The organism is Aquabacterium sp., assembly GCF_029946005.1.
GTDB lineage: Bacteria > Pseudomonadota > Gammaproteobacteria > Burkholderiales > Burkholderiaceae_C > Aquabacterium.
In genome coordinates, this window is sequence record NZ_JAQSDR010000039.1 from 91,065 (window position 1) to 113,612 (window position 22,548).

Annotated in this window: 19 protein-coding genes and 1 pseudogene; 17 read left to right on the forward strand and 3 right to left on the reverse strand. The window is 63.8% G+C overall.

What is annotated here, in order from left to right:
- Positions 1-40: 40 nt before the first annotated feature.
- Entirely contained in the window at positions 41-379 is a 339-nt protein-coding gene (locus tag PSV38_RS19300) for a hypothetical protein (protein ID WP_300550397.1), read from the reverse strand.
- A 475-nt stretch (positions 380-854) separates the two neighbouring features.
- Between PSV38_RS19300 and PSV38_RS19305 the strand changes: the two genes are divergently transcribed.
- The 16 genes and pseudogenes from PSV38_RS19305 (at position 855) to PSV38_RS19375 (ending at position 20,556) form a co-directional block, all read left to right on the forward strand.
- Positions 855-5,147: a CHASE domain-containing protein gene (locus PSV38_RS19305; RefSeq protein WP_300550399.1), complete on the forward strand. Its 4,293-nt coding sequence runs from the start codon at positions 855-857 to the stop codon at positions 5,145-5,147.
- Positions 5,148-5,243: 96 nt separating this feature from the next.
- Positions 5,244-5,663: a response regulator gene (locus PSV38_RS19310; RefSeq protein ID WP_300550402.1), complete on the forward strand. Its 420-nt coding sequence runs from the start codon at positions 5,244-5,246 to the stop codon at positions 5,661-5,663.
- A gap of 53 nt (positions 5,664-5,716) precedes the next feature.
- Positions 5,717-8,146 (forward strand): response regulator, encoded by a 2,430-nt coding sequence (locus PSV38_RS19315; protein ID WP_300550404.1) that lies wholly within the window; start codon positions 5,717-5,719, stop codon positions 8,144-8,146.
- Positions 8,147-8,212: 66 nt separating this feature from the next.
- Positions 8,213-9,388, forward strand: a complete 1,176-nt coding sequence (locus PSV38_RS19320) for a methyl-accepting chemotaxis protein (protein ID WP_300550405.1) — start codon at positions 8,213-8,215, stop codon at positions 9,386-9,388.
- 20 nt (positions 9,389-9,408) lie between these two features.
- Positions 9,409-9,786, forward strand: a complete 378-nt coding sequence (locus PSV38_RS19325; protein ID WP_300550407.1) for a response regulator — start codon at positions 9,409-9,411, stop codon at positions 9,784-9,786.
- 133 nt (positions 9,787-9,919) lie between these two features.
- Entirely contained in the window at positions 9,920-10,240 is a 321-nt protein-coding gene (locus PSV38_RS19330) for an STAS domain-containing protein (RefSeq protein ID WP_300550409.1), read from the forward strand.
- Positions 10,233-12,515, forward strand: coding sequence for a chemotaxis protein CheA (locus PSV38_RS19335; RefSeq protein WP_300550410.1), 2,283 nt, complete (start codon positions 10,233-10,235; stop codon positions 12,513-12,515). Before PSV38_RS19330 ends, PSV38_RS19335 begins: the two co-directional genes overlap by 8 nt.
- Positions 12,516-12,709: 194 nt before the next feature.
- Positions 12,710-13,402 (forward strand): annotated as a pseudogene (locus tag PSV38_RS20480) (PAS domain-containing protein); the annotation flags it as partial.
- 45 nt (positions 13,403-13,447) lie between these two features.
- On the forward strand, positions 13,448-14,704 hold the full coding sequence (locus PSV38_RS20485; RefSeq protein WP_366526674.1) for a methyl-accepting chemotaxis protein: 1,257 nt from the start codon (positions 13,448-13,450) through the stop codon (positions 14,702-14,704).
- A gap of 10 nt (positions 14,705-14,714) precedes the next feature.
- Positions 14,715-15,242, forward strand: coding sequence for a chemotaxis protein CheW (locus tag PSV38_RS19345; protein WP_300550414.1), 528 nt, complete (start codon positions 14,715-14,717; stop codon positions 15,240-15,242).
- Positions 15,243-15,293: 51 nt separating this feature from the next.
- Positions 15,294-16,106, forward strand: coding sequence for a protein-glutamate O-methyltransferase CheR (locus PSV38_RS19350; protein ID WP_300550416.1), 813 nt, complete (start codon positions 15,294-15,296; stop codon positions 16,104-16,106).
- Between the two features lies 1 nt (position 16,107).
- Positions 16,108-16,614, forward strand: coding sequence for a chemotaxis protein CheD (locus tag PSV38_RS19355; RefSeq protein ID WP_300550418.1), 507 nt, complete (start codon positions 16,108-16,110; stop codon positions 16,612-16,614).
- Between the two features lie 10 nt (positions 16,615-16,624).
- Positions 16,625-17,686 (forward strand): chemotaxis response regulator protein-glutamate methylesterase, encoded by a 1,062-nt coding sequence (locus PSV38_RS19360; RefSeq protein ID WP_300550420.1) that lies wholly within the window; start codon positions 16,625-16,627, stop codon positions 17,684-17,686.
- An 81-nt stretch (positions 17,687-17,767) separates the two neighbouring features.
- A complete protein-coding gene (fumC, locus tag PSV38_RS19365; protein ID WP_300550422.1) occupies positions 17,768-19,159 on the forward strand; it encodes a class II fumarate hydratase in 1,392 nt (463 codons plus the stop codon).
- A gap of 71 nt (positions 19,160-19,230) precedes the next feature.
- Positions 19,231-20,184: a DUF808 domain-containing protein gene (locus tag PSV38_RS19370; protein ID WP_300550424.1), complete on the forward strand. Its 954-nt coding sequence runs from the start codon at positions 19,231-19,233 to the stop codon at positions 20,182-20,184.
- A 51-nt stretch (positions 20,185-20,235) separates the two neighbouring features.
- Positions 20,236-20,556, forward strand: a complete 321-nt coding sequence (locus PSV38_RS19375) for a hypothetical protein (protein WP_300550425.1) — start codon at positions 20,236-20,238, stop codon at positions 20,554-20,556.
- Positions 20,557-20,577: 21 nt separating this feature from the next.
- Here PSV38_RS19375 and PSV38_RS19380 read toward each other — a convergent pair whose 3' ends face one another.
- On the reverse strand, positions 20,578-21,513 hold the full coding sequence (locus PSV38_RS19380) for a 3'-5' exonuclease (protein WP_300550427.1): 936 nt from the start codon (positions 21,511-21,513) through the stop codon (positions 20,578-20,580).
- Between the two features lie 2 nt (positions 21,514-21,515).
- Complete coding sequence (gene yfbR, locus PSV38_RS19385) at positions 21,516-22,109, reverse strand: 5'-deoxynucleotidase (RefSeq protein WP_300550429.1); 594 nt, start codon at positions 22,107-22,109, stop codon at positions 21,516-21,518.
- A 52-nt stretch (positions 22,110-22,161) separates the two neighbouring features.
- Between yfbR and PSV38_RS19390 the strand changes: the two genes are divergently transcribed.
- Positions 22,162-22,539 carry a DUF3592 domain-containing protein gene (locus tag PSV38_RS19390; RefSeq protein WP_300550430.1) on the forward strand — a complete coding sequence of 126 codons (378 nt, stop codon included), beginning with the start codon at positions 22,162-22,164 and terminating at the stop codon, positions 22,537-22,539.
- Positions 22,540-22,548: the final 9 nt, after the last annotated feature.

Below are 22,548 nucleotides of genomic sequence, written 5' to 3' on the forward strand. Positions count from 1 at the left end.
TAGTCCTTGCAAGCATGAGGCATGCCATGCGAAGAAATGATCAACTGGGAACCACAATGCGCCGACGCGGCTTCACGACCACGACCACGGCAGCACGCTCGGCCGCTGTGGGGCCCTGAACCACGGGCACCCTGGGATGGCGAACCACCGCCGAGCGCAATTTGGCTTCGACGCGGCTGCTGTTCAGGGTTTGGCGGATGTCGCCATTGACCAGCAGGTAGGCGCCCGCGTGGTCTTTCGCCAAAGCACCGATTTCCATGCCACGGCGAATGGTCCCCATGAAAGTAAGGTCTTCACGGGGCATGGCAAATTGCCGCCATCCTTCACCGAGGGTAATCTGGGTATCGTTGCCGGAGCGCTTCTTGGGTTTCGGGTTCATGCTGGTACTTCTAGCGTGGGCTGTATTGTGACAAATTATCCAAATGAGCTGTAAACAAGTTTTCAGACCTCCAACTTGACACTTCCGGCACTGCAATGGTTAGCACCAGCAATCAGCATGCCCAGACATCAAACGCGGGGAGGCTACAAGGCATGTACTGCGCTTGGAAACAGCGCGGTCAATGGTAATTTCTTCGGCAAAAACTGCCAAGAGCCCGTCTGACTCTGCCGCCGCTGGCCGCCATGTGCCGCTGATGCGGGATGTGGGTCAGATTTCGCAAAGCGACTGAGGCGTGCAGGGCCGCGCGCCAAGATGGGGGGCGAACCAAGTCCAGCTCGGCGCTTCATGTCCGGCGCCCGGCTTCCATACTGGGTGCGGCTGCAAACCCTGCACGAGCGCATCTGAGCGGCCTGACTCAGGGAGGCAGGCGCCCGCGATGCTCCGGTCGGGTATCGAACTCACGTCGGCAATCGACATGAAACCCAACCTCAATCCCATCCGACTGCTCGCCGAGGTCATCGCCATTGTGGCGCTGACCTCGGCCATCATTGCGCTGGGCCTGCCCCTGCTCGGCCTGGATGACGCGGCCTCCATCAGCCCTCTGCTGGGTACCTCACTGCTCGTGCTGTTGGCCAGCCCCACAGTTTATTGGCGCTGCATGGTCGCCGCCAGGCGCCCGCTTTTGGCAGCGGCACCCCAGCTTGCACGCAGCACCGGCGGTGGCGGTGTGCGCTTGGCCGTGGCGATGACAGCTGCCGCGCAGCTGTTGGGCCTGGCGGCAACGGCCTTCGCCGTTGTCTGGCAACAGCACGCTTTGGGCGACGCGGCGCGCACCAAATTCGAGCGCGGCGCCGAGCGCATTGAGGCCGAGATCAAGCGTCGCTTCGTGCAGCCGCTGTTTGGCATGAACGGTGCGCGCGCCATGTACGTGGGCGGCGTGGTAATCGACGCCAAAGGGTTTCGCGCTTACGTCGAGGAGCGCTCCCTGGCGACCGAATTTCCCGGCACGCACGGCTTCGGTTTCATCCAGCGCGTCATGCGTGGCGATCTCGACACCTTCACCACCGAAATGCGCGCGCACGGCGCACCCGATTTCGCCGTGCGCAGCAGTGGCAACGCACCCGACCTGTACATCATCAAGCACATCGAGCCTCTGGCCAACAACCGCGCCGCCTGGGGCTTCGACATCGGCCAGGAAGCCGTGCGGCGCGAGGCGGCAGAACGAGCCATCAGCAGTGGCGAGCCTGCCCTCACAGGCCGCATCACGCTCGTGCAGGACGGCAACCAAGGCCCGGGCCTCCTTCTGTTAATGCCGGTCTTCCAGCGCGGCGCCGACACCACCACGCCGCAGCAGCGCCAAAACACGCTGGTCGGCCTGCTCTACACCCCCATCGTTGTCGCCGAGCTGATGCACGGCGTGACCGAGGCGGCCGACCGAAGCCTCGACTTCGAACTCTTCGACGACGACGCGACGCAATCCCGCCAACTGTTGTTCGACCTCGACGACCACCTCCACAAAGTCGGCGCCCACGGCACGTTGACGGCCGCTGACTTTGCCGTCCGCCAGTTCGATTCCTTGCGCACCTTCAAGGTGGGCGGGCGCACGCTCGCGCTGCGCATCCGAACCACACCAGCGTTCGATGACGCGATCGACCGTTCCAACGTTGCCGTCATCGCTGTGGTAGGGGCGCTGGCAAGCTTGCTGATGGCGCTCACCGTGTGGTTGCTGGCGGTGGGTCGCGTGCGAGCACAAAACCAGGCGCGGCGCATGACCGCTGACCTTGACCGCCTGGCGCGCGTGGCGCAGTACACCTCTAACGCCGTCATCATCACCGACGCTGCGCTGCGCATCACCTGGGTGAACGAAGGTTTCACGCGGATCACCGGCTACACGCTGGCCGAGGCCGAAGGCCACACCCCAGGTGCGCTGCTCGGCAGCGACAAGGCTGACCCGGCCACGATCAAGATTTTGCGTGATGCCGCGGCGGCTGGTTCGGCGTGCCGCGTCGAAGTGCTCAACTGCGCGAAGGACGGTCGGGATTTTTGGGTCGATACCGAAGTGCAACCCACGCGCGATGATCGCGGCGCGCTGCTCGGATTCATGGAGATCGCCACCGACATCACGGCGCGCCGCGCTCTGGAGTCCGAGGCTGGGCGCGCACAGGCCGTGCTGCGCGGCTCGATCGAAGCCATCGACGAGGCCTTCGTGCTTTACGACCCGGACGACCGGCTGGTGCTTTGCAACCACAAGTACCGCCAGCTTTACCGCGGTGTAGCCCACTTGATGGTTCCCGGTGCGCGCTTCGAAGACATCGTGCGCGCCGGCGCTCAGCGCGGCGACTACACCGCTGCCGTTGGCCGGGTTGAAGAATGGGTCGCTGAGCGCGTTGCGGCGCACCAGGGCGCCAATTCCACGGTGATTCAACATTTGTCGGATGGCCGCACGCTGCGCATCGTCGAGCGCCGCACGCCTGACGGCCACATTGTCGGCTTTCGGGTTGATATCACAGCGCTCGTCAAGGCCACTGAGGCGGCCGAGGCGGCCTCACGCTCCAAGAGCCAATTCCTGGCCAACATGAGCCATGAGATCCGCACGCCGATGAACGCCATTTTGGGCATGCTCAAGCTTCTGCAAAACACGACGCTCAATGCGCGCCAGCTCGACTACACCAGCAAGACCGAAGGCGCGGCGCATTCGCTGCTCGGACTGCTCAACGACATCCTCGACTTTTCGAAGATCGACGCCGGCAAGATGACGCTCGACCCCCGCCCGTTCCGCCCTGACCGGCTGCTGCGCGACCTCTCGGTGATCCTGTCGTCCAACGTCGGCACCAAGAACATCGAAGTGCTCTACGACATCGACCCGGCCCTGCCGCGCGGCCTGCTGGGCGATGACATGCGTTTGCAGCAGGTGCTCATCAACCTGGGCGGCAACGCCATCAAGTTCACCAGCGCTGGCCAGGTCGTGCTGCGCCTGCGCGCGCTCGAGCTCACCGAGCACGACGTGCTGCTCGGCGTGGCGGTGCGCGACAGCGGCATCGGCATCGCCCCCGAGCACCAGGCCCACATCTTCACGGGTTTCTCGCAGGCCGAGGCCTCCACCACGAGGCGCTTCGGCGGCACCGGCCTGGGGCTGGCCATCTGCCAGCGCCTGGTGAGCATGATGGGCGGCGAGCTGCGCCTGGACAGCGTGCTCGGCCAGGGCAGCACCTTTCACTTCCAGCTGCGCTTGCCACTGGCCGAGGTGGCGGCCGATGAACCGCAGGCACGGCCGACCCCTGACATGACCGCGCTTCAGACCCTGATCATCGACGACAACGCCTGCGCGCGGGAGTTGTTGTCCGACATGGTGAGCTCGCTGGGCTGGCAGGCCGATGTGGCGGCCAGCGGCACCCATGCCATCGCGCTGGTCGAGGAGCGCGCGGCGGCCAGGGGCGCCTACCAGGCGGTGTTCGTAGACTGGCAGATGCCAGGCCTGGACGGCTGGGAAACCAGCCAGCGCCTGCGCCAGATGCCGGGTGTCGCCCAGAGCGCGCTGATTGTCATGGTCAGCGCCCACGGCCGCGACATGCTGGCCCAGCGCAGTGCGCAGGAGCAGGCCCAGCTGAGCGGCTACCTGGTCAAGCCGGTGACGGCCACGATGCTGTACGACGCCGTGGCCGATGCGCGCATCGCGCTGACCCACCCCGAGCTTGTGATCCAACCGATGGCAACCAAGACGCTGCGCCTGGCAGGCATGCGCCTGCTGGTGGTCGAGGACAACCTGAACAACCAGCAGGTCGCGCAAGAACTGCTGGAGGACGAAGGCGCCAGCGTCACCCTGGCCGACAACGGCGAACTCGGCGTGGCCGCCGTGGCCGCAGCCAACCCGCCATTCGACGCCGTGCTGATGGATTTGCAGATGCCGGTGATGGACGGCTACACCGCCGCCGGCTGCATTCGCCAGGATCTGCGGCGGACCGACCTGCCCATCATCGCGATGACCGCCAACGCCATGGCGTCTGACCGAGAGGCTTGCCTGACCGCCGGGATGAACGACCATGTGGGCAAGCCCTTCGACCTGAACCACCTGGTGAGCACCCTGCAACGCTGGACCCGCCGTGTCGGCACACCCATGGGGGCCCGAGCCATGGCGGCCACGGACCTGTCGGACGAACTGCTGGCCGAGGCTTCGCGTAACGGCATCGATCTGGCCGCTGCGCTGCAACGCATGGGGGGCAACCTCGGCGCGTATCAACGCCTGCTGGGGTCGGTCGCGAAAGACCTGGCAGCCTGGCCCGAGCAATTCGACACGCTGTTGCACCAGCAAGAGCGTGTGGAGTCCAGCCACCTCATGCACACCATCAAGGGCCTGGCCGCCACACTCGGCCTGACGCGGCTGGCCAGCGTGGCGGCCGAGGCCGAGAGGGCGTTGCTGAGGCCCGAGGCACCCAACGAGCACGCTGCGCTGGCCGACGCCCTGCGCAGCGCCGCAGCCACGGCCCTGCCAGCGATCACGCGGCTGTCCGAAGCCTTGCAGGAGACGACCCATGCCCCCGTCAACCCGACCATCAGCAGCGCCGAAGACCTGCGCAAGGCGGTGCGCGAACTGACGGACCTGCTGCGCAGCGCCGACATGCGGGCCATCAACGTCTTCGAGCAGCTGCAGCAAAACCACGCACCACGGCTGGAAACCGCCCTGCAACCCCTGGCTGACGCCATGGCCATGCTCGACTTCAAGCGTGCACTGGCTTTGTGCGAGGCCTTGACTGCGGCGGTTGCAAAGTAAGCGCCTAAATTTCAGTGCTTGGCTGTCGATAACCAAACAGCCGAGCAGTTTTACGGCAACCCGTACAAGCACCATTGCCAACTCGGAACGCCGACCATGAAAAGCTCTGCACCAACTCCTGCCCCTGTGTCCAGCCCACCCACCAGCGCCCTCCTGGTGGATGACGACGATTTCATGCTCGACTTTGTCGGCGACATGTTGTCTGAGCTGGGTCTGTCCGATATCAAGACCGCCAACAGCGGCATCTCTGGCGCCCAGGTGTTCGACCAATCTGCGGTCAAACCCGAAGTGGTGCTGTGCGACCTCTGCATGCCAGACTCCGATGGCTTTGAGTTCATGGAGGCACTGGCCGAACGCAAGTACGCGGGCGGCGTGATACTGGTCTCGGGCATGGACTCTCGCACCCTGAATTCGGCGTCCCTGATGGGGAAATTTCACCGCCTGAAAATCTTGGCAACCATCTCCAAGCCGGTCAACAAGCAGGCCCTGTCGGAAGCGCTGTCAAAGCTGCGTTGAGTGTCATGCAACTTGCGAACCACTGCGAGTCGGAGCAGCCGCGACCCGATTCAATGAGTCCGCCGTCCCCTTCGAAGAGGTTCACCCTGCTGGTGGTGGACGACCACCCTGCCAACATCATGGTGTTGTACCGGGTCCTGGAGACACACTACCGCGTGCTCATGGCCACCGGCGGCAATCAGGCGCTGGCCATGTGTCGAGACAACCCGCCCGACCTCGTTCTGCTGGACGTGGTGATGCCGGAAGTTGACGGCCACGAAGTCTGCCGTCAACTCAAGGCAGATTCGGCCACCAGCGCCATCCCGGTGATTTTTGTCACCGCCAACAACGAACCCTTAGACGAAGCCTACGGCCTCGAACTGGGTGCGGTGGATTTCATCGTCAAACCCATCAGCTCCGCGGTGGTGCTGGCACGAGTCAAGACCCACCTTGACCTGGCCCGCTCAAGCGCGCTGCTCGAGGCCACCCTTGAAGCCACCGCCGAGGGCCTGCTGGTGACTGATCTGACTGGAAAAATCACCGTCATGAACCAGCGCTTCGCGCGCATGTGGAAGGTGCCTCCAGCACTGTGCACCAAGACCGATGAGGCGCAGTTTTTTGCATTCATGCATGCACAGGCAGACGACGATCATGTCCTTGCGCGCGAAGGGGGAGACGGCTCGCCTTTGGTCGGTGGCGGGGAGTACGCCACCATCGCGCTCAAGGACGGGAGCTTCTTCGAGCACTTCGCCACGGCGCTGCACACCAATGGGAAGCTGAGCGGGCGGTTGCACAGCTTTCGCGACGTGACTGATCGACGGCGCGCCGTGCAGTCATTGGCCGACTTGAACGCGAGCCTCGAATCGCGCATCCTGGTGCGCACAAGCGAGCTGGACCAGGCGCGGCAACTGGCCGAGGCTGCCAGCCAGGCCAAGAGCGACTTCCTGTCAAACATGAGCCACGAGATCCGCACGCCGATGAACGCCGTTCTCGGCATGGCTTATCTGGCGCTACAGGCCGACCCGAGCCCGCGGCAGCGCGACTATCTGGAAAAAATCAACCAGTCTGGGCAGCACCTGCTGGGCATCATCAACGACATCCTCGATTTCTCGAAAATCGAAGCGGGCATGCTTGAGCTTGATCAGGCCGATCTCACGCTGGACGAGGTATTCACCAGCGTTGCCACCCTGCAGGCCGACAGCGCGCAGAAGAAAGGCCTGCGGCTCAGCTTCGAGATCGCCCCGGGCTTGTCGCGCCCGATGCTCGGCGACGCCTTGCGGTTGCGCCAGATGCTGATCAACTACGTCAGCAATGCCATCAAGTTCTCGCCTGTCGGCGATATCACCGTGCGCGTCATCAGCCTGAAGCGCGCGCCCACTGGAAGGCTGCTGCGCTTCGAGGTGCAAGACGCTGGCATCGGCATGAGCGAAGCCGAAATGGCCCCCTTGTTCCAGTCGTTCCAGCAGGCCGATTCTTCGATCACACGCAAGTACGGCGGTACTGGGCTGGGCCTGGCGATCTGCAAGCAGTTGGCTGAGTTGATGGGTGGTGAGGTCGGCGTGGAAAGCCAGCCTGGAAAGGGCAGCCTGTTCTGGTTCACGGCCCAATTGGGCTGGTCCGATGAGGTGACAGACAAGACGCCTGCCCCTGTGTCGCCAGCCGAGCTCGAGCGCATTTGCGGCAGCCACATTCTGGTGGTCGACGATAACCCGTTCAACCGACAGATTGCCAGCGAATTGCTGGAAGCCCGAGGCGCCCGAATGAGCGTGGCCAACGACGGCCAGGAGGCACTTGACCTGATGCACCAGCGCAGCTTCGACTGCGTTCTGATGGACATGCAGATGCCGGTGATGGACGGCCTGAAAGCGACGCGGCAGATTCGCGCCACGGCGGAACTGGCCGCAACCCGGGTGATCGCGATGACGGCCAATGCCCGCGACGAGGACCGGCACAAGTGCATCGAGGCCGGCATGGATGACTTCATCACCAAGCCGCTGGTACCTGACAGGCTCTATACCATGGTGGCTCGATGGCTGACACCGCAGGGCGCCCCGGCGCCCGCGCAAGAGGCTGCGTCACCCCAGGCCGAAGCAGACCCGACACCGCCCCCACCCGCCGCGCCAGCGTCCATCCCGCCTGCCTACCTGGTCGGCGATCCCGAGGAGATCGACCTGTCGATTCTCTTTGGCAGCGTGGGCGGCAACCTGGACAAAGTGCGAAAGTTTTCTCTCATGTTCATCAAGACCATGCCGACAACTCTTTCAGAGATCAACGATGCCTTGGCGCGCAAAGACCTCGCGACACTGGGCGAGCTGGGGCACCGAGCCAAGTCTTCGGCAGGAACGGTCGGCGCACTGGGCATGGCCCGGCTTTTCCAGGCACTTCAGGCGTTCAAGAACGGCAGCGACTTGGAGCAAGCGCGCTGCATTGTGGTTAAGTTGGAACCGTTGCTGGCGCGGATCGTCCAGCGGGTCAACGGCGTTTATGGCCGCGATCTGGATTGAGTCGCCATGGCCTGCGCTAACCCACGCGCAGGTCTCGCAAGTTTCGATTTGAGGGGCTGAACTGCCATGATTAAATCATCAACAGGGGAAATCACCTCGCTGACCAGTGCGGCACTCGCTGCCCCCTGGCTTCAGCGTGCGGTGCTGTTGTTGTCCACCGCCTGCGCCGCGCTGCCGCTGTTCAGCGGCACCGGCGCGCTCGAGATCACCGCGTTCGCCGGTGTGACCGTGTGCAGTGCCTGGGCTTGGTGGCGCGGCGCTGCAGCCGCTCAGCCGCAAGACGCGGCAGAAACCGCCGCGTGCGCCGATCAGTCCGCCGACAGCGAATTGAAGCCGCTGCTGGAGAGCGTGCTTCCAGTGTGGCTGCACCATGTTGGCGCAGTCAAGGGTCAGACCGAAGAAGCCGTGACGCAGCTCGTGCTGAGCTTCTCGTCCATCAACAAGCAGTTCAAGGCAGCGGGCTTCATCGGCGCAGGAGATACCGAGGCCAAGCGTGCAACGATCAGCCTGCTGACCTTGTGCGAGCGCCAACTGCGTCCGGTGGTGTCGGCCATGTCGCACATACTCGATGGCAAGGCCACGCTGGTCAACAGTGTCAACAGCCTGGTGACTGCCACCAAGGAGTTGCAGGAAATGGCGACCGAAGTTGGCCTGATCGCGGCCCACACCAACATCCTGGCCATCAATGCCGCGATCGAGGCCGCACGCGCCGGTGAAAGTGGGCGCGGCTTCGCTGTCATCGCCAAGGAAATACGCGCCCTGTCGCACAACTCGGCCGAAACGGGCAAGCGCATCACCCAGCGCATGGCGCAGGTTGAATCGATGATGAAAGCTACCGTAGGGGCCGCCGAGCAGGCCACCGAAGATGACCAAGCGGCGATCGACCTGTCGAGCCGCGTGGTGCAAGACGTGCTCACCCATGTCCGCGCGCTCGGTGAAAACGCCGAAACGATGCTCGCCCAAGGCAACGACATCCGGGCCCAGACCGAAAACCTGCTGATCAACCTGCAGTTCCAGGACCGGGTCAGCCAGATCATTTCGGTGATTGACAGCGATCTGGTGCGACTTCAACGCACGCTGCAGTCGGGGGAGGAACCCATGCCCACGCCGCAGCAATGGCTGGCAGACCTGGAGGGTCAGTACACCATGAATGACCAGCGTGCGGGCAGGTGTGCCAGTGCGTCGACCAATGGCTCTGCCGCCACGGATGCGCAGGCCGCCGAAGAAATTGAATTCTTTTGAACTGAACAGGTGAGGCCCCCATGGCAAAGACCATATTGATCGTCGACGATTCCGCCAGCCTTCGTGCGGTGGTGAACATTGCCCTGACCGGCGCAGGTTACGAAGTCATCGAAGCCTGCGACGGCCAGGACGCCCTCAACAAGCTTGAGAAGTCGGCGGGCAAGAAAATCCACCTGATGATCTCGGACGTGAACATGCCCGTCATGGGCGGCATCGAGTTCGTGACCACGGTCAAGCAGAACCCGGCCTACAAGTTCACGCCGATCGTGATGCTCACCACCGAGGGGCAAGATGCCGCCAAGGACAAGGGCCGCGCCGCTGGCGCCAAGGCCTGGATCATGAAGCCGTTCAACCCGGCGCAGATGCTCAACGCTGTGTCCAAGCTGATCTTGCCTTGATGGCGTCCGATCAGCACTTCGAAGTGCCACCATATTCGGCTTTAACGCTGGGCTGGCGGGTTCAGAATTGAAAGCCAACAGGGCGCCCAGCCCCCGCCGAACAAACGTTCGGCGCAGAGTTCAAGGAGCCCTCATGGCCAATGCACCTCCCTCCCCGCCTCCGCTGCCCGCCGAGTTGAGCATCTTCACGGCCACTGAGACGCGGGCGCAGTGGTTGGCCTGGCTGGCCAGCGAATCCAGCGGGCTGACCAGCACCGCCGAGTTGCCGCCCTTCGATGCCTCTGGCGTCGACACGGTAGATGGCGCCGGCGTGCAACTGCTTCTGGCGCTGCAACGCACGCTTCACGAACGCGGACTCACGCTGCAACTGGCCGCCCCTAGCCAAACACTGCGCAATGCCTGCACGGCGCTCGGCGTCGGCGCACTGGTGCTCACCGGAGCCGAACATGACTGACAGTGACAAGGACTTCATCGCCGACGTGTTGCCCGCCTTCATCAGCGAGGCCCTGGAACAGGTGGTCGGCATTGAGCAACTGCTACTGCAACTGGAAGACGCGCCAGATGACCGCGAACTTCTCGACGCGCTGTTCCGCTGCGCGCACACCGTCAAGGGATCGGCTGGCATCTTCGGCTTGAACGACGTGGTCGGATTCACCCACCATGTCGAAAGCCTGCTTGACCTGCTCCGCGAAGCCAAAATCGTGCTGACGCCTGAGCTGAGCACGTTGCTGCTCCAGTGCAACGACCAAATTCACGAGCTGGTCAACGCCGCCAGTGACGGCAGCGCCACGACATCGGAAGCCGCCGAAACGAGCCGCCTGCTGGTGCAACGGCTCCACGCCGCATCGCAGCATGGGGCCCCGGACCCCGTCTCCGCAGAGGCCGGCGTCGATGCGACACTCGCAACCCCTGCGACCACCGCGACCGGTCTCACCACCAACAGCGAACGCTGGCACGTCTCGGTGCGCTTCGGGCCCGACACCTTCCGCAACGGCATGGACCCGTTGTCGATCATCAATTACCTGGGCGGCATGGGCCGAATCGCAGCACTGGCTTGCGACACCGAGGCCGTGCCGACGCTGGACGCCATCGACCCGGAAACCTGCCACCTCGGCTTCGAGTTCGGCTTCGAGACCAGCGCGCCGCGTGACCAGATTGATGCCGCCTTCAGTTTCGTGCGCGATGACATCGTGCTTCAGCTGATCGAACCGGGCGCTGGCGTGGCCAACTTCCTGGCGCTGATCGACTCGATGCCGGACTTCCCCCGGTTGGGCGACATCCTGGTGGCCGTGGGCGCCATCAGCCGTACACAATTGGCCCACGGCCTGGCACTGCAAGTTGGCGCTGCGGCGACCGCAGGCAGCGCACCGCCGCTCGGCGAAATCTTGCAGCAAGACGCCGGGCTCAGCCCGCTGGTCGTGAATGCGGCCCTGAGCAAACAGGCGCAACAGCGCGGGCGCGATGGTGGCAACACAAACGCGGCGCCGCCCGGCGACGATACGCACTTCATCCGCGTGCAGGCCGATCGGCTCGATTTGGTGATCAACTTGCTGGGTGAGCTCGTCATCGCTGGCGCCGGTGCCGCCCTGCTGGCCAGGCAGACGCGCCAAAGTTCGCTGATCGAAGCCAACGCACAGATCAGTCGACTCATCGAAGACATCCGCAATGGCACGCTGCAACTGCGCATGGTGCCGATCGGTGAAACCTTTGCGCGCTTTCGGCGCGTGGTGCGCGACACTGCAGCCGAGCTGGGCAAAGACGTTCAGTTCGAAATCCTGGGCGGCGAAACCGAACTCGACAAATCCGTGGTCGAACGCATTGCCGACCCGCTGATGCACCTGGTGCGCAACGCGCTCGACCACGGTCTGGAGCTTCCCGCCGAGCGCTTGGCCAATGGCAAAACGGCGCAAGGTAAGTTAACGCTGTCAGCGTGCCACGAGTCTGGCAGCATCCTGATCCGCATCATCGACGATGGCCGCGGCATCAACCGCGAGCGCGTGCTGGCACGAGCCTGGGAGCGCGGCCTGGTCGAGAACGGCGTCACACCGCCCGACGCCGACATCTTGAAGCTCATCTTCGAGGCAGGCTTCTCGACCGCTGAGAAAGTCACCAACCTGAGCGGCCGCGGCGTTGGCATGGACGTGGTCCGGCGCAACATCGAAGCCTTGCGCGGCACCGTCACGGTCTACAGCGACCCGGGCGAAGGCTCCCGCATCGAGATTCGCTTGCCGCTGACGCTGGCCATCATCGACGGCTTCCTGGTCGGTGTGGGTGCGTCGAAATTCATTTTCCCGCTTGAGTCGGTGGTTGAAGTGATCGAGGCGCGCTCGGCCATCAGTGCACCTGATGGATTTGGTCGCCGCGTCGTCGAACTGCGTGGCCGGGCACTGCCGGTGCTCGACTTGCGCGCGCTCTACGGCCTGGATTCAGCCGAGCCCGAACGCGTCAGCGTGGTCGTCATCAAGTCCGGCTCGAAAAGCTACGGCGTGATGGTCGACGTGCTGCTCGGCCAACACCAGACCGTGATCAAACCGCTCGGCCGGATGTTCCGCAGCCTGCGGGGCATGTCGGGCTCGTCGATCCTTGGCAGCGGTGAGGTCGCACTCATTTTTGATGTCAATTCCCTGTGCAGTCTGGCGGAACAGGCCGCCGCCGTCCCGGGCCATGCCCCGCCCTCCCCACCCGCACCGCACTGCGCCGCAACCACTTCGCAAGGACAAACCTCATGACCGCCACCAATTCTTCCTGGCTCGCACGCCTTTTTGCCCGCGCCGAACTTCAGAAAGCCAATGACGCCGTGGAACACGCCACGGCCGAGATGAAAAAACTGGAGTCAGCTCGCAGCGACACCGAGGCCACGCTGGCCCAGCTCAAGTCGAGGCTCGACGAGGTTGAATCCGAGCTGAAGGTGCGCACCGACATCATGAACGTCACCAGCATCGTCTCGGAGGCCGACAAAAAGGGCGACATCGTCACAGTCAACGACAAATTCGTCGAGGTGTCGAAGTACAGCCGCCAGGAGTTGATCGGGCAGCCACACAACACCACGCGCCACCCGGACATGCCCAAGGAAACGTTCAAGCAACTTTGGTCGACCATTGGGCGCGGTGAGATTTTTCGCGGCGTCATCAAGAACCGCGCCAAGGATGGCACGCCCTACTACGTGGATGCAGTGGTGGCGCCGATCCTGGGTGAAAACGGCAAGCCGATGAAGTACCTTGGCGTGCGTTACGACATCACCGAGGCTGAAATCGAGCGCCAGAACGCGCAAGGCATCCTGGCCGCCATCGACACGTCGTACGCCTACATCGAGTTCAAGCTTGACGGCACCGTCGTGAAGGCCAACGACAACTTTCTCAAGACCCTTGGCTACCGGCAGGACGAGGTCGTCGGCAAGCATCACCGCATGTTCGTCGAATCGCAGCAGGCCGCCGGGTCGGCCTACGCGCAGTTCTGGCGCGACCTGAACGATGGCAAGGCGCAGAACGAGGTGTTCAAACGCATCACCAAGGGCGGTGAGGAAATCTGGATCCAGGCGGTGTATGCCCCCATCAAGGACGAAATGGGACGTGTCTTCAAGGTCGTCAAGATCGCCACCGACGTGACCGATCAAGTCAAGGCCGCGAACTTGCTCAAGCAGGCGGTTGAGCAGGCCCAGCAGGTGACCTCGGCCGCCCGCAACGGCGACCTGTCGCAGCGCATCCCGATGGAAGGCAAGTCCGGCCCGATCCAGTCGCTGTGCTCCGGCGTCAACTCGCTGATGGAAACCACCGGCGTGATCTTCTCCGATGTCGGCCGGGTATTCGGCGCATTGTCAGCTGGCGATTTGACGCAGCGCATCACCAGCGACTATGCCGGCACCTTCGGTCAGGTCAAGGACGACGCCAACGCCACGACCGACAAGCTCGCCGCGATCATCGAGGATGTCGGTCGGGTGTTCGCCGGACTGGCCTGCGGCGACCTCGGCCAGCGCATCACCCGTGAGGCCGACGGCACCTTCGGACAGGTTAAGGACGACGCCAACATGACCTGCGAGAAGCTCGCCAGCATCATTGAAGAAGTACGCGCCGCGGCCGACGCACTGACTGGCGCCGCCAGCCAGGTCAGTGCCACCGCGCAAAGCCTGTCGCAATCGGCCAGCGAGCAGGCATCGTCGGTCGAAGAGACCACCGCATCGATCGACCTGATGTCGGCCTCGATTTCACAGAACAGTGACAACGCCAAGGTCACCAACGGCATGGCCACGAAGGCCAGCAAGGAAGCCGCCGATGGCGGATCGGCCGTGACGCAGACGGTCACCGCGATGAAGCAGATCGCGCAGAAGATCTCAATCGTCGACGACATCGCCTACCAGACCAACCTGCTGGCGCTCAACGCCGCCATCGAAGCGGCTCGTGCCGGTGAGCATGGCAAGGGCTTCGCGGTCGTTGCCGCCGAAGTGCGCAAACTGGCCGAGCGCAGCCAAGAAGCCGCCAAGGAAATTGGTGACCTGGCAGGCAACAGCGTGAGCACTGCCGAGCGCGCAGGCAAGCTGCTCGACGAGATCGTGCCCTCAATCCAGAAAACCTCTGAGTTGGTGCAAGAGATTGCCGCAGCCTCAAGCGAGCAAAGTCAATCGGTGACACAGATCGGCGGCGCGATGAGCCAGTTGAGCAAGGCCACGCAGCAGAACGCGTCGGCATCCGAAGAACTGGCAGCGACCTCCGAAGAGTTGTCGGGCCAGGCCGAGCAATTGCAGCAATCGGTGGCCTTCTTCAACCTGGGCGGCGCCGAGCCGGTGCGCAATGGCAAGCAAGCCGTGGCCTCGGCCTCAGATCGGCGCACCAGCAACTCGCCGATGCGCTCGACAGTCAAAGCGAGCACATCGGCCTCCAGGGTCGCCGCTACCGGCACCAACGGCAACTTCCGTCCCTATTGAGGCAAGCACCATGGCAAACCACCAGAGTGTCGCCGCAGCGAGTGCCGCGGCAGCCGAAGCACCGGCCCAGTACTTGACCTTCGCACTCGGCGAGGAGGTGTTCGCGATGGACATCCGAACCGTGCGCGAGATCATCCAATACGGGCCGATGACCGCGGTACCGCTGATGCCGGACTTCGTGCGAGGGGTCATCAACCTGCGAGGTGCGGTGGTACCGGTCATCGACCTGCAGTCGCGCTTCGGTCGGCCTCGAGCCACCGTCGACAAGAAGACTTGCATCGTGATATTCGATGCCCTGCGAGAGGGCGAGCGGGTAGAACTCGGGCTGCTGGTCGACGCGGTCAGCGAAGTCATCGACATCGCCCGTGATCAGATCGAGCCGCCGCCCAACTTCGGCAGTGCGGTGCGCCGCGACTTCATCCAGGGCATGGGCAAGGTGGGCAACCGCTTCGTCATCATCCTGGAACCCGACAAGGCCTTCGACGTCACCGAGATGGCACAACTTTGCGAAGCCTCGCAAGACTCGGTCGCAGCTTGAACCCGACCAACGGTTGCGCCATCGGGGCGCCCGGCAACGAAAGCCCATGAGATGGAAGCCCTGCGCGACGACACCTACCGCAAGATCGCCACGCTGATGTACGACGCCATCGGGCTGTCGTTCAGCGACAGCAAAAAACCGCTGATCTCGTCCCGGCTGGCGCCGCGCATCCAAAGGTTGGGCATGGACGGCTTCGAAGATTACTTCGCGCTGATCGCTGGCCAAACCGACGCTGGTGAGTTCCAGATGGCGGTGGACTTGTTGACCACCAACGAGACCTACTTCTTCCGCGAGCCGGCGCACTACGACCTGCTGGAAGAGGAGATCAACCGAACCCGGCCGCGCACGCTGGCGGTGTGGAGTGCGGCCGCCTCTTTTGGCGACGAGGCCTTCAGCACAGCCATGCTGCTGGCCGACATGCAGACCCAAGGGCGCATCGGCAACGAGTGGAGCATTCTGGGCACCGACATCAGTGACCGCGTACTGCGCAGCGCCACCGAGGCCATCTATCCGCAGGACCGGCTGCGCAACGTCTCGCCTGAGCGACTCAAACGCTACTGCCTGCGTGGCGATGCCGAGTCGGAGGGCATGGTTCAAATACAGAGCAAGTTACGCGAACGCGTGCGCTTCGGTCAGCTCAACCTGTGCCAGGAGATCCAAGGCCTGGGGCCCTTCGACGTGGTGTTCTTGCGCAATGTGTTGATCTACTTCGACGTCAAAACCAAGGGCGAGGTGGTTGACCGGGTACTGACCCAGCTGCGCCCGGGGGGGCTTTTTTTCATTGGCACGGCCGAGGGCCGGGTAGCGTGCAACACGCCTCTGCAAACGGTGATCCCAGGCGCCTTTCGCAAACCGGTGGCCTGACATGGCCATCAAGGGCGAAAGCCCCCCCGTCAATGCGTGGGCGGTGCCAGCGACGGTGCATGTGTTGCACCCCGGTGATGTGGTGCTTGCGTGCCGGGGTGACCGGCTCGATACGTTGCTGGGCTCGTGCGTGGCCATCATTCTCACCGACCCCCGGCGCACCGTGGCGGCGATGTGCCACATCGTGCACTCGGGCACCCCGACGGTGGATGTGAACGATGCCGACACCCGCCATGCCGAACCGGCCATGGCGGCGATGTTCGCGCTGCTGCGTGGCCGCGGCATCAGCGCGCACTTGTGCGAGGCCTACCTGTTCGGCGGCGGCAACATGTTTCCGTCGCTGTTCAAACACACCCATGTCGGCGCGAAAAACGCCGATTGGGCGCTGCAAACGCTGGACGAATTGCGCATCGCGCTGGTCGGCCAAGACATCGGCGGTACCGCCTACCGCCGCATCACCTGGACGGTTGGTCCGCAGGCGCCACAAGTGCGCCTGGGCGAGGCTTGAGGAAAAAAGCATGGCAATCAAGGTTTATGTGGTGGACGACTCCGCTGTGGTGCGCCAGACACTGATGCACCTGCTTCAGGGTGACCCCGAGATCGAATTGATGGGCAGCGCGCCCAACCCGCTGATCGCCGCCCCGGTGATCCGCAAGACCCGACCGGACGTGCTGCTGCTGGACATCGAGATGCCGGGCATGGATGGGCTGACCTTCCTGCGGCAGATCATGGAGGAGTCGCCCATTCCCACCGTGATCTGCTCGACACTCACCACCACTGGCAGCCAGATCGCACTCGAGGCTCTCGCTGCCGGTGCGGTGGCCGTGGTATCGAAGCCCCGGCTGGGTTTGAAGCAGTACCTCGAGGAGTCACGGCGCGAGCTGGTGCAGACGCTGAAAACAGCGGCTCGCTCCCGGCCTCACGCGCCCCGATCGGCCACCGCGCCCACCCAGGGTGATCGGCCTGCGGCGCCGCGCCCGGCGGTGGTCGGCCTGCACACGCTGTCGGTCAACAAGCCGGTGGTGATCGGCAGTTCAACCGGCGGCTGCCAAGCGCTGGAACTGATGCTCACCGCCTTGCCGGCCGACAGCCCGGGCATTGCCATCGTGCAGCACATGCCGGAGAAGTTCACCGCCATGTATGCGCAACGGCTGGACGGGCTGTGCGCAGTCAACGTGCGCGAAGCACGTGACGGAGATCGCCTCGAACGCGGTGTCGTGCTCATCGCCCCGGGCGGGCGCCACATGAAGCTGCGCAAGGCGGGAGGCCAGTACTTCGCCTGCGTCGTCGATGGTCCGCCCGTGAACCGCCACACGCCGTCAGTGGACGTGCTGTTTCGCTCCGCCGCCGAGTGCGCTGGCAAAGACGTGCTGGCCATCATCCTCACCGGCATGGGTGACGACGGCGCGCGCGGCATGAAATTGCTGCACGACGGAGGCGCCCGCACGCTCGCTCAGGACGAAGCGAGTTGCGTGGTCTTCGGCATGCCCAAGGAAGCCATCAAACTCGGCGCCGTCGACGAAGTGCTGCCACTGCAGCGCATGTCGGCAGCGGTGTTGCAGTTCGACGCTCGCGGCTGACCACGGGATCATCCAACCGCCCCCTGCGCGGAAGGGTGATTTTGCCAAGGCTATGCTGGCCCCTTGCCTGAGGAGACCCGCATGACCGCCACCCGCACCGAGACCGACAGCTTCGGCCCCATCGATGTGCCCGCAGAGGCCCTGTGGGCTGCCCAGACCGCGCGCAGCCTGTACTTCTTCGCCATTGGCGAGCAACGCATGCCCCTGCCCCTGATCCATGCTCTGGCGTGGATCAAATGGGCAGCCGCGCGCACCAACCAGGATCTGGGCCTGCTGGACTCGGCCAAAGCGCAAGCCATTGCCAGCGCCGCGCAGCAAGTGGCCCTGGGACAGTTCGATGCCGAGTTTCCGCTGTCGGTGTGGCAAACCGGCTCGGGCACGCAAAGCAATATGAACGTCAATGAGGTCATCGCCAACCTGGCTTCGCAAGCCTTGGGGGGCAGCCTGGGCGACCAACGCCTGGTGCACCCCAATGACGACGTGAACCTCGGCCAGTCGTCCAACGATGTGTTCCCCACGGCCATGCACGTGGCCGTGGCCAGGGAGGCGCAGACACGCTTGTTGCCCACGCTGGAGGTCCTGCGCAGCTTGCTGGCAGAGAAAGCCACGGCGCATGCCGATGTGGTCAAGATTGGCCGCACCCATTGGCAAGACGCCACACCCGTGACCCTGGGCCAGGAGTTCGGCGGCTACCAGGCCCAGTTGGCCTTGTGCCACCAAGCCATCGATCACGCTTTGCAATCGGTGCATGCATTGGCCATTGGCGGCACAGCCGTGGGCACTGGCTTGAACACGCACCCGGCGTTCGGAACCCGCGTGGCCGCACTGCTGGGTCAGCACCTGCAACTGCCTTTGCACCAAGCCGACAACCTGTTTGCCGCCATGGCTGGGCACGAGGCACTGGTGGCTTTTCATGGCAGCTTGCGCATGCTGGCCGTGGCCCTGACCAAAATCGCTAACGACATCCGCCTGATGGCCAGCGGCCCGCGCGCTGGCTTGGGTGAATTGCAACTGCCGGAAAACGAACCCGGCAGCTCCATCATGCCCGGCAAGGTCAACCCCACCCAAGTTGAGGCCATGACCATGGTGTGCGCTCAGGTCATGGGCCACGATGCGGCCATCGGCTTTGCAGCCAGCCAGGGCCACTTCGAACTCAATGTCTACAAGCCCCTCATCGCGTTGAACACGCTGGACAGCGTGCGATTGCTGTCTGATGCCATGAGCAGCTTTGGCCAGCACTGCGTCAAGGGCATCACCGTGAACCACGCCCGCGTAGAAGAGCTGCTGCAACGCTCGCTGATGCTGGTCACGGCGCTGGCGCCGCACATTGGCTACGACAAGGCCTCGGCCGTGGCCAAGCATGCGCAAAAGAACGGCAGCTCGCTTCGCGAAGCCGCGCTGGCACTGAATGCCGTCACCGGCGAGGAATTTGACCGCTGGGTCGATCCCGCGCAGATGCTGGGACCACGCTGAAAACCGGCCGTTGAAGTCCGATAGGATGCAGGTTTCGGGGCACATCCCGCTTTACATACCAGGACTCACCCATGGCCGGCAGCAGCCTCCTTGCCCTCATTGACGACATCGCCACCATCCTTGACGACGTGGCCCTACTGACCAAGGTGGCCGCCAAGAAAACCACCGGCGTGTTGGGCGATGACCTGGCCCTGAATGCCCAGCAGGTGTCCGGTGTGCAGGCCGACCGGGAGCTGCCTGTGGTCTGGGCCGTGGCCAAAGGCTCGGCGCGCAACAAGGCCATCCTGGTGCCCGCCGCGCTGGCCATCAGTGCTTTTGCGCCCTGGGCTGTGACCCCATTGCTCATGATCGGGGGCCTGTTCCTGTGCTTCGAGGGCTTTGAAAAAGTGGCCCACAAACTGATGCACAGCCATGCCGAGGACGAGGCTCACCACCAAGACTTGGTCGAAGCCCTGGCCAATCCGGCGGTCGATCTGGTCGCATATGAAAAAGACAAGATCTCGGGCGCCGTGCGCACCGATTTCATCCTGTCGGCTGAAATCATCGCCATCACCCTGGGCACCGTTGCAGGCGCCACCTTCACCACGCAGCTGACGGTGCTGGTCGGCATTGCCATCATCATGACCGTGGGGGTCTATGGTTTGGTGGCCGGCATTGTCAAGTTGGACGACGGTGGCCTGTACCTGGCCCGCACCGCGGGTCCGGGCTCGCTGGGCCAGGTTCAGAAAAGCGTCGGCGAAGTCATCGTCAAATCGGCTCCCCATTTGATGCGCCTGCTCACCGTCGCGGGCACCATCGCCATGTTCCTGGTGGGTGGGGGCATCCTGACCCACGGCATCCCGGCCGCACACGACTGGATTCACCACCTGGCTGAAAGCGCGGGCAGCATTTCAGGCATTGGCAGCGTGCTCAAGGTGCTTACCCCAACCCTGGTAGATGCCATTGTGGGCATTGTTGCCGGTGGCGTGACTTTGGTGGCGGTCACGCTGTTTCAGCGCATCAAGGGCCAGGCCAAGTCTGCCTAGAATCAGACATCGCCACCAGCGCAAGGTTCTATGAAGCGCACATGTCCTCTCTTGGCCGCGGTCGTCCTGGTTACCACGCTGGCCGCCTGCACCAGCCTGGAACCCAACGTCGCCATGGTGCCCATCACCGGCTATGACCTGGTCGACAAAAGCAAGATCGACACGGTCATCTATGACAAGGACTACGCTGAGTGCGCGGCCATTGCCAACCAGGACATCAACAGCATGAGCACGACGGCCAGTCGGGCCGTGGGCACCGCTGCCGAGAAGGTGTCGATGGGCATCATCGGCCGCAAAGCCGCCAATGATGCCGACCGCATGAGCGTGCTCAAGCGCTGCCTGACGGGCCGGGGCTACAACATCCTGCGCTGAAGAACCCTGGGCCAGACTGACTCACAGATCCCGCAGTTGAAGCAGCCCTGAGCGTGGGGCGAACCGATCGATGGCCGTGAGTTGCTCGATCTCGATGCGCGCCGCACGCCGACCATAGACCGAGGCCTTGAGCCAGGTGCACTCGGCCTCCAGCAGCTCGGCATCGTTGGCGCTGGTGTGCCAAACCTTGCGCTCGGCGTCCCAGCGATAGCCACGCGCCTTCAAGGCGTCTTTCGAATCAAACGGCGAGCCGGTGGCCATCACCTTGTAGCTGGTGGTTTGGCCGGCGTTCAGCAGGGCTTTCAACCCAGAGTGGCCTGATTTTGGCAAGGGCTGGCTCAGCACCGCCAGCAAGGCATGGCAGTCCATCTCGGCCCGGTGGGCGTCGTAAAACAAGCCCAGTTCGGCCGCCAGAAATTCCAGCTTGGCGGAACCGCGGCCCTCTTCGCTCCAGTCAATCTCAGCCAGGGAGCAGGCCCAGGGCAGTGCCGCGAAAGCAGGCAGGCGGCCTTCCACGAAGGCGCGGTCAAAACGGGCATTGTGCGCAATGACCAGCGACACACCTTCCAGCAAGGTGGCAATGCGCGCTTCGTTCAAGCGCTGGCCACGGACCATCTCATCGGTGATGCCGGTGACGCGCAGGGCGGCTTCGGGAATGGGCATGCCGGGGTCTTCCAGCTCGTCGTAGACCTCCAGTATGCGGATGGGCAGGCCGGCCTCCAGGTCCACTTCCACCAGCAGCAGGGCCAATTCGATGATCTTGTCCTTGCGCCAGTCCAGGCCCGTGGTTTCGGTGTCCAGGATCAGCACCTTGGCCTTGGCACCCGTGGCCTTGTGGCCGAAGGTTTTGCGCGGCACCAGACGGCGCAGCACACGGTAGTCGGGATGCGCTTCCAGCACCTTGGCCAGGGCTTCGGGGGTGTCGAAGGAGGGATCGAGCAAAGCGGTGTCGTTCATGGTCAGTCGCCACGCATCAGGGAGTCGAGCGTTAGCTCAAAGGCCGGGCCGAAGTGGTCCAGGAAGTAACGCACCTCGGGGATCATGTGCTGGTCGATCTTGCCCTTGATCTGCTGAGCGGCCTGCTCGAACTCGGTGTTGCCGTAGCGCAGTTCGGCCCGGCACTTCAACCAAGCGGCGAGGCGGTCGGCGGCCTTGACCAGTTGGGCATGGTCGGCAGGCCATTGCTCGTGGTCCAAGACCTCGCGCAGCGCGGGCTGGATGGCCGCTGGCAGCAGGGCCAGCATTTCCTGGCTGACTTCGTGCTCCAGATGGGACGTGGCCTGGCGCATGGCCGGCGAATACTTCACTGGGGTCGGCAGATCGCCCGTGATGGCTTCGGTCGCGTCGTGGAACAAGGCGCGCGCGGCGACCGCGTTGGGGTCCACCGGCACGCCCAGCACATCGCGGCGAATCACCGCCAGAGCATGGGCCAGCACGGCCACTTCCCAACTGTGCTGGGCCACATCTTCTTCGACGGCGTTGCGCATCAAGCCCCAGCGCTTGATGAAACGCAGGCGGGCCAGGTGGGCGTAAAAGGGGCTGGTGTTCGACATGCGGGGAATATATCGCCAATGTCCTGTCGCGCCTTTGCGGCACACTGAGACCATGAGCATCGACTGGGAAAAATGGATCATCGGCGCGGTTGTTGCGGGGCTGGCCCTCCTGATGTGGCGCGGCTACCAGGACCGCAAGGCCAGCCCGCAGTGGCCCACAGCTACCGGCTTGATCATCGACTCGCGGGTGGTGGCAGAGAACGAGTCGAACGACGGGGCCAGCTTCACGCGTGAATGGCGGATCGACATCAACTACAGCTACAGCGTCAACGGCCAGAACTACAAAAACAACCGCATCCGCGCCCTGTTGCCCCGCTTCAGCACGGAGGCTGAAGCGCTGGCCATTCAGCTAAAGTTTCCGGCTGGCACCCAGGTGCCGGTGTTCTACGATCCTGCCAAGCCGCAATCCAGCGTGCTGATCTCGGGCTAGGGCCAGGCC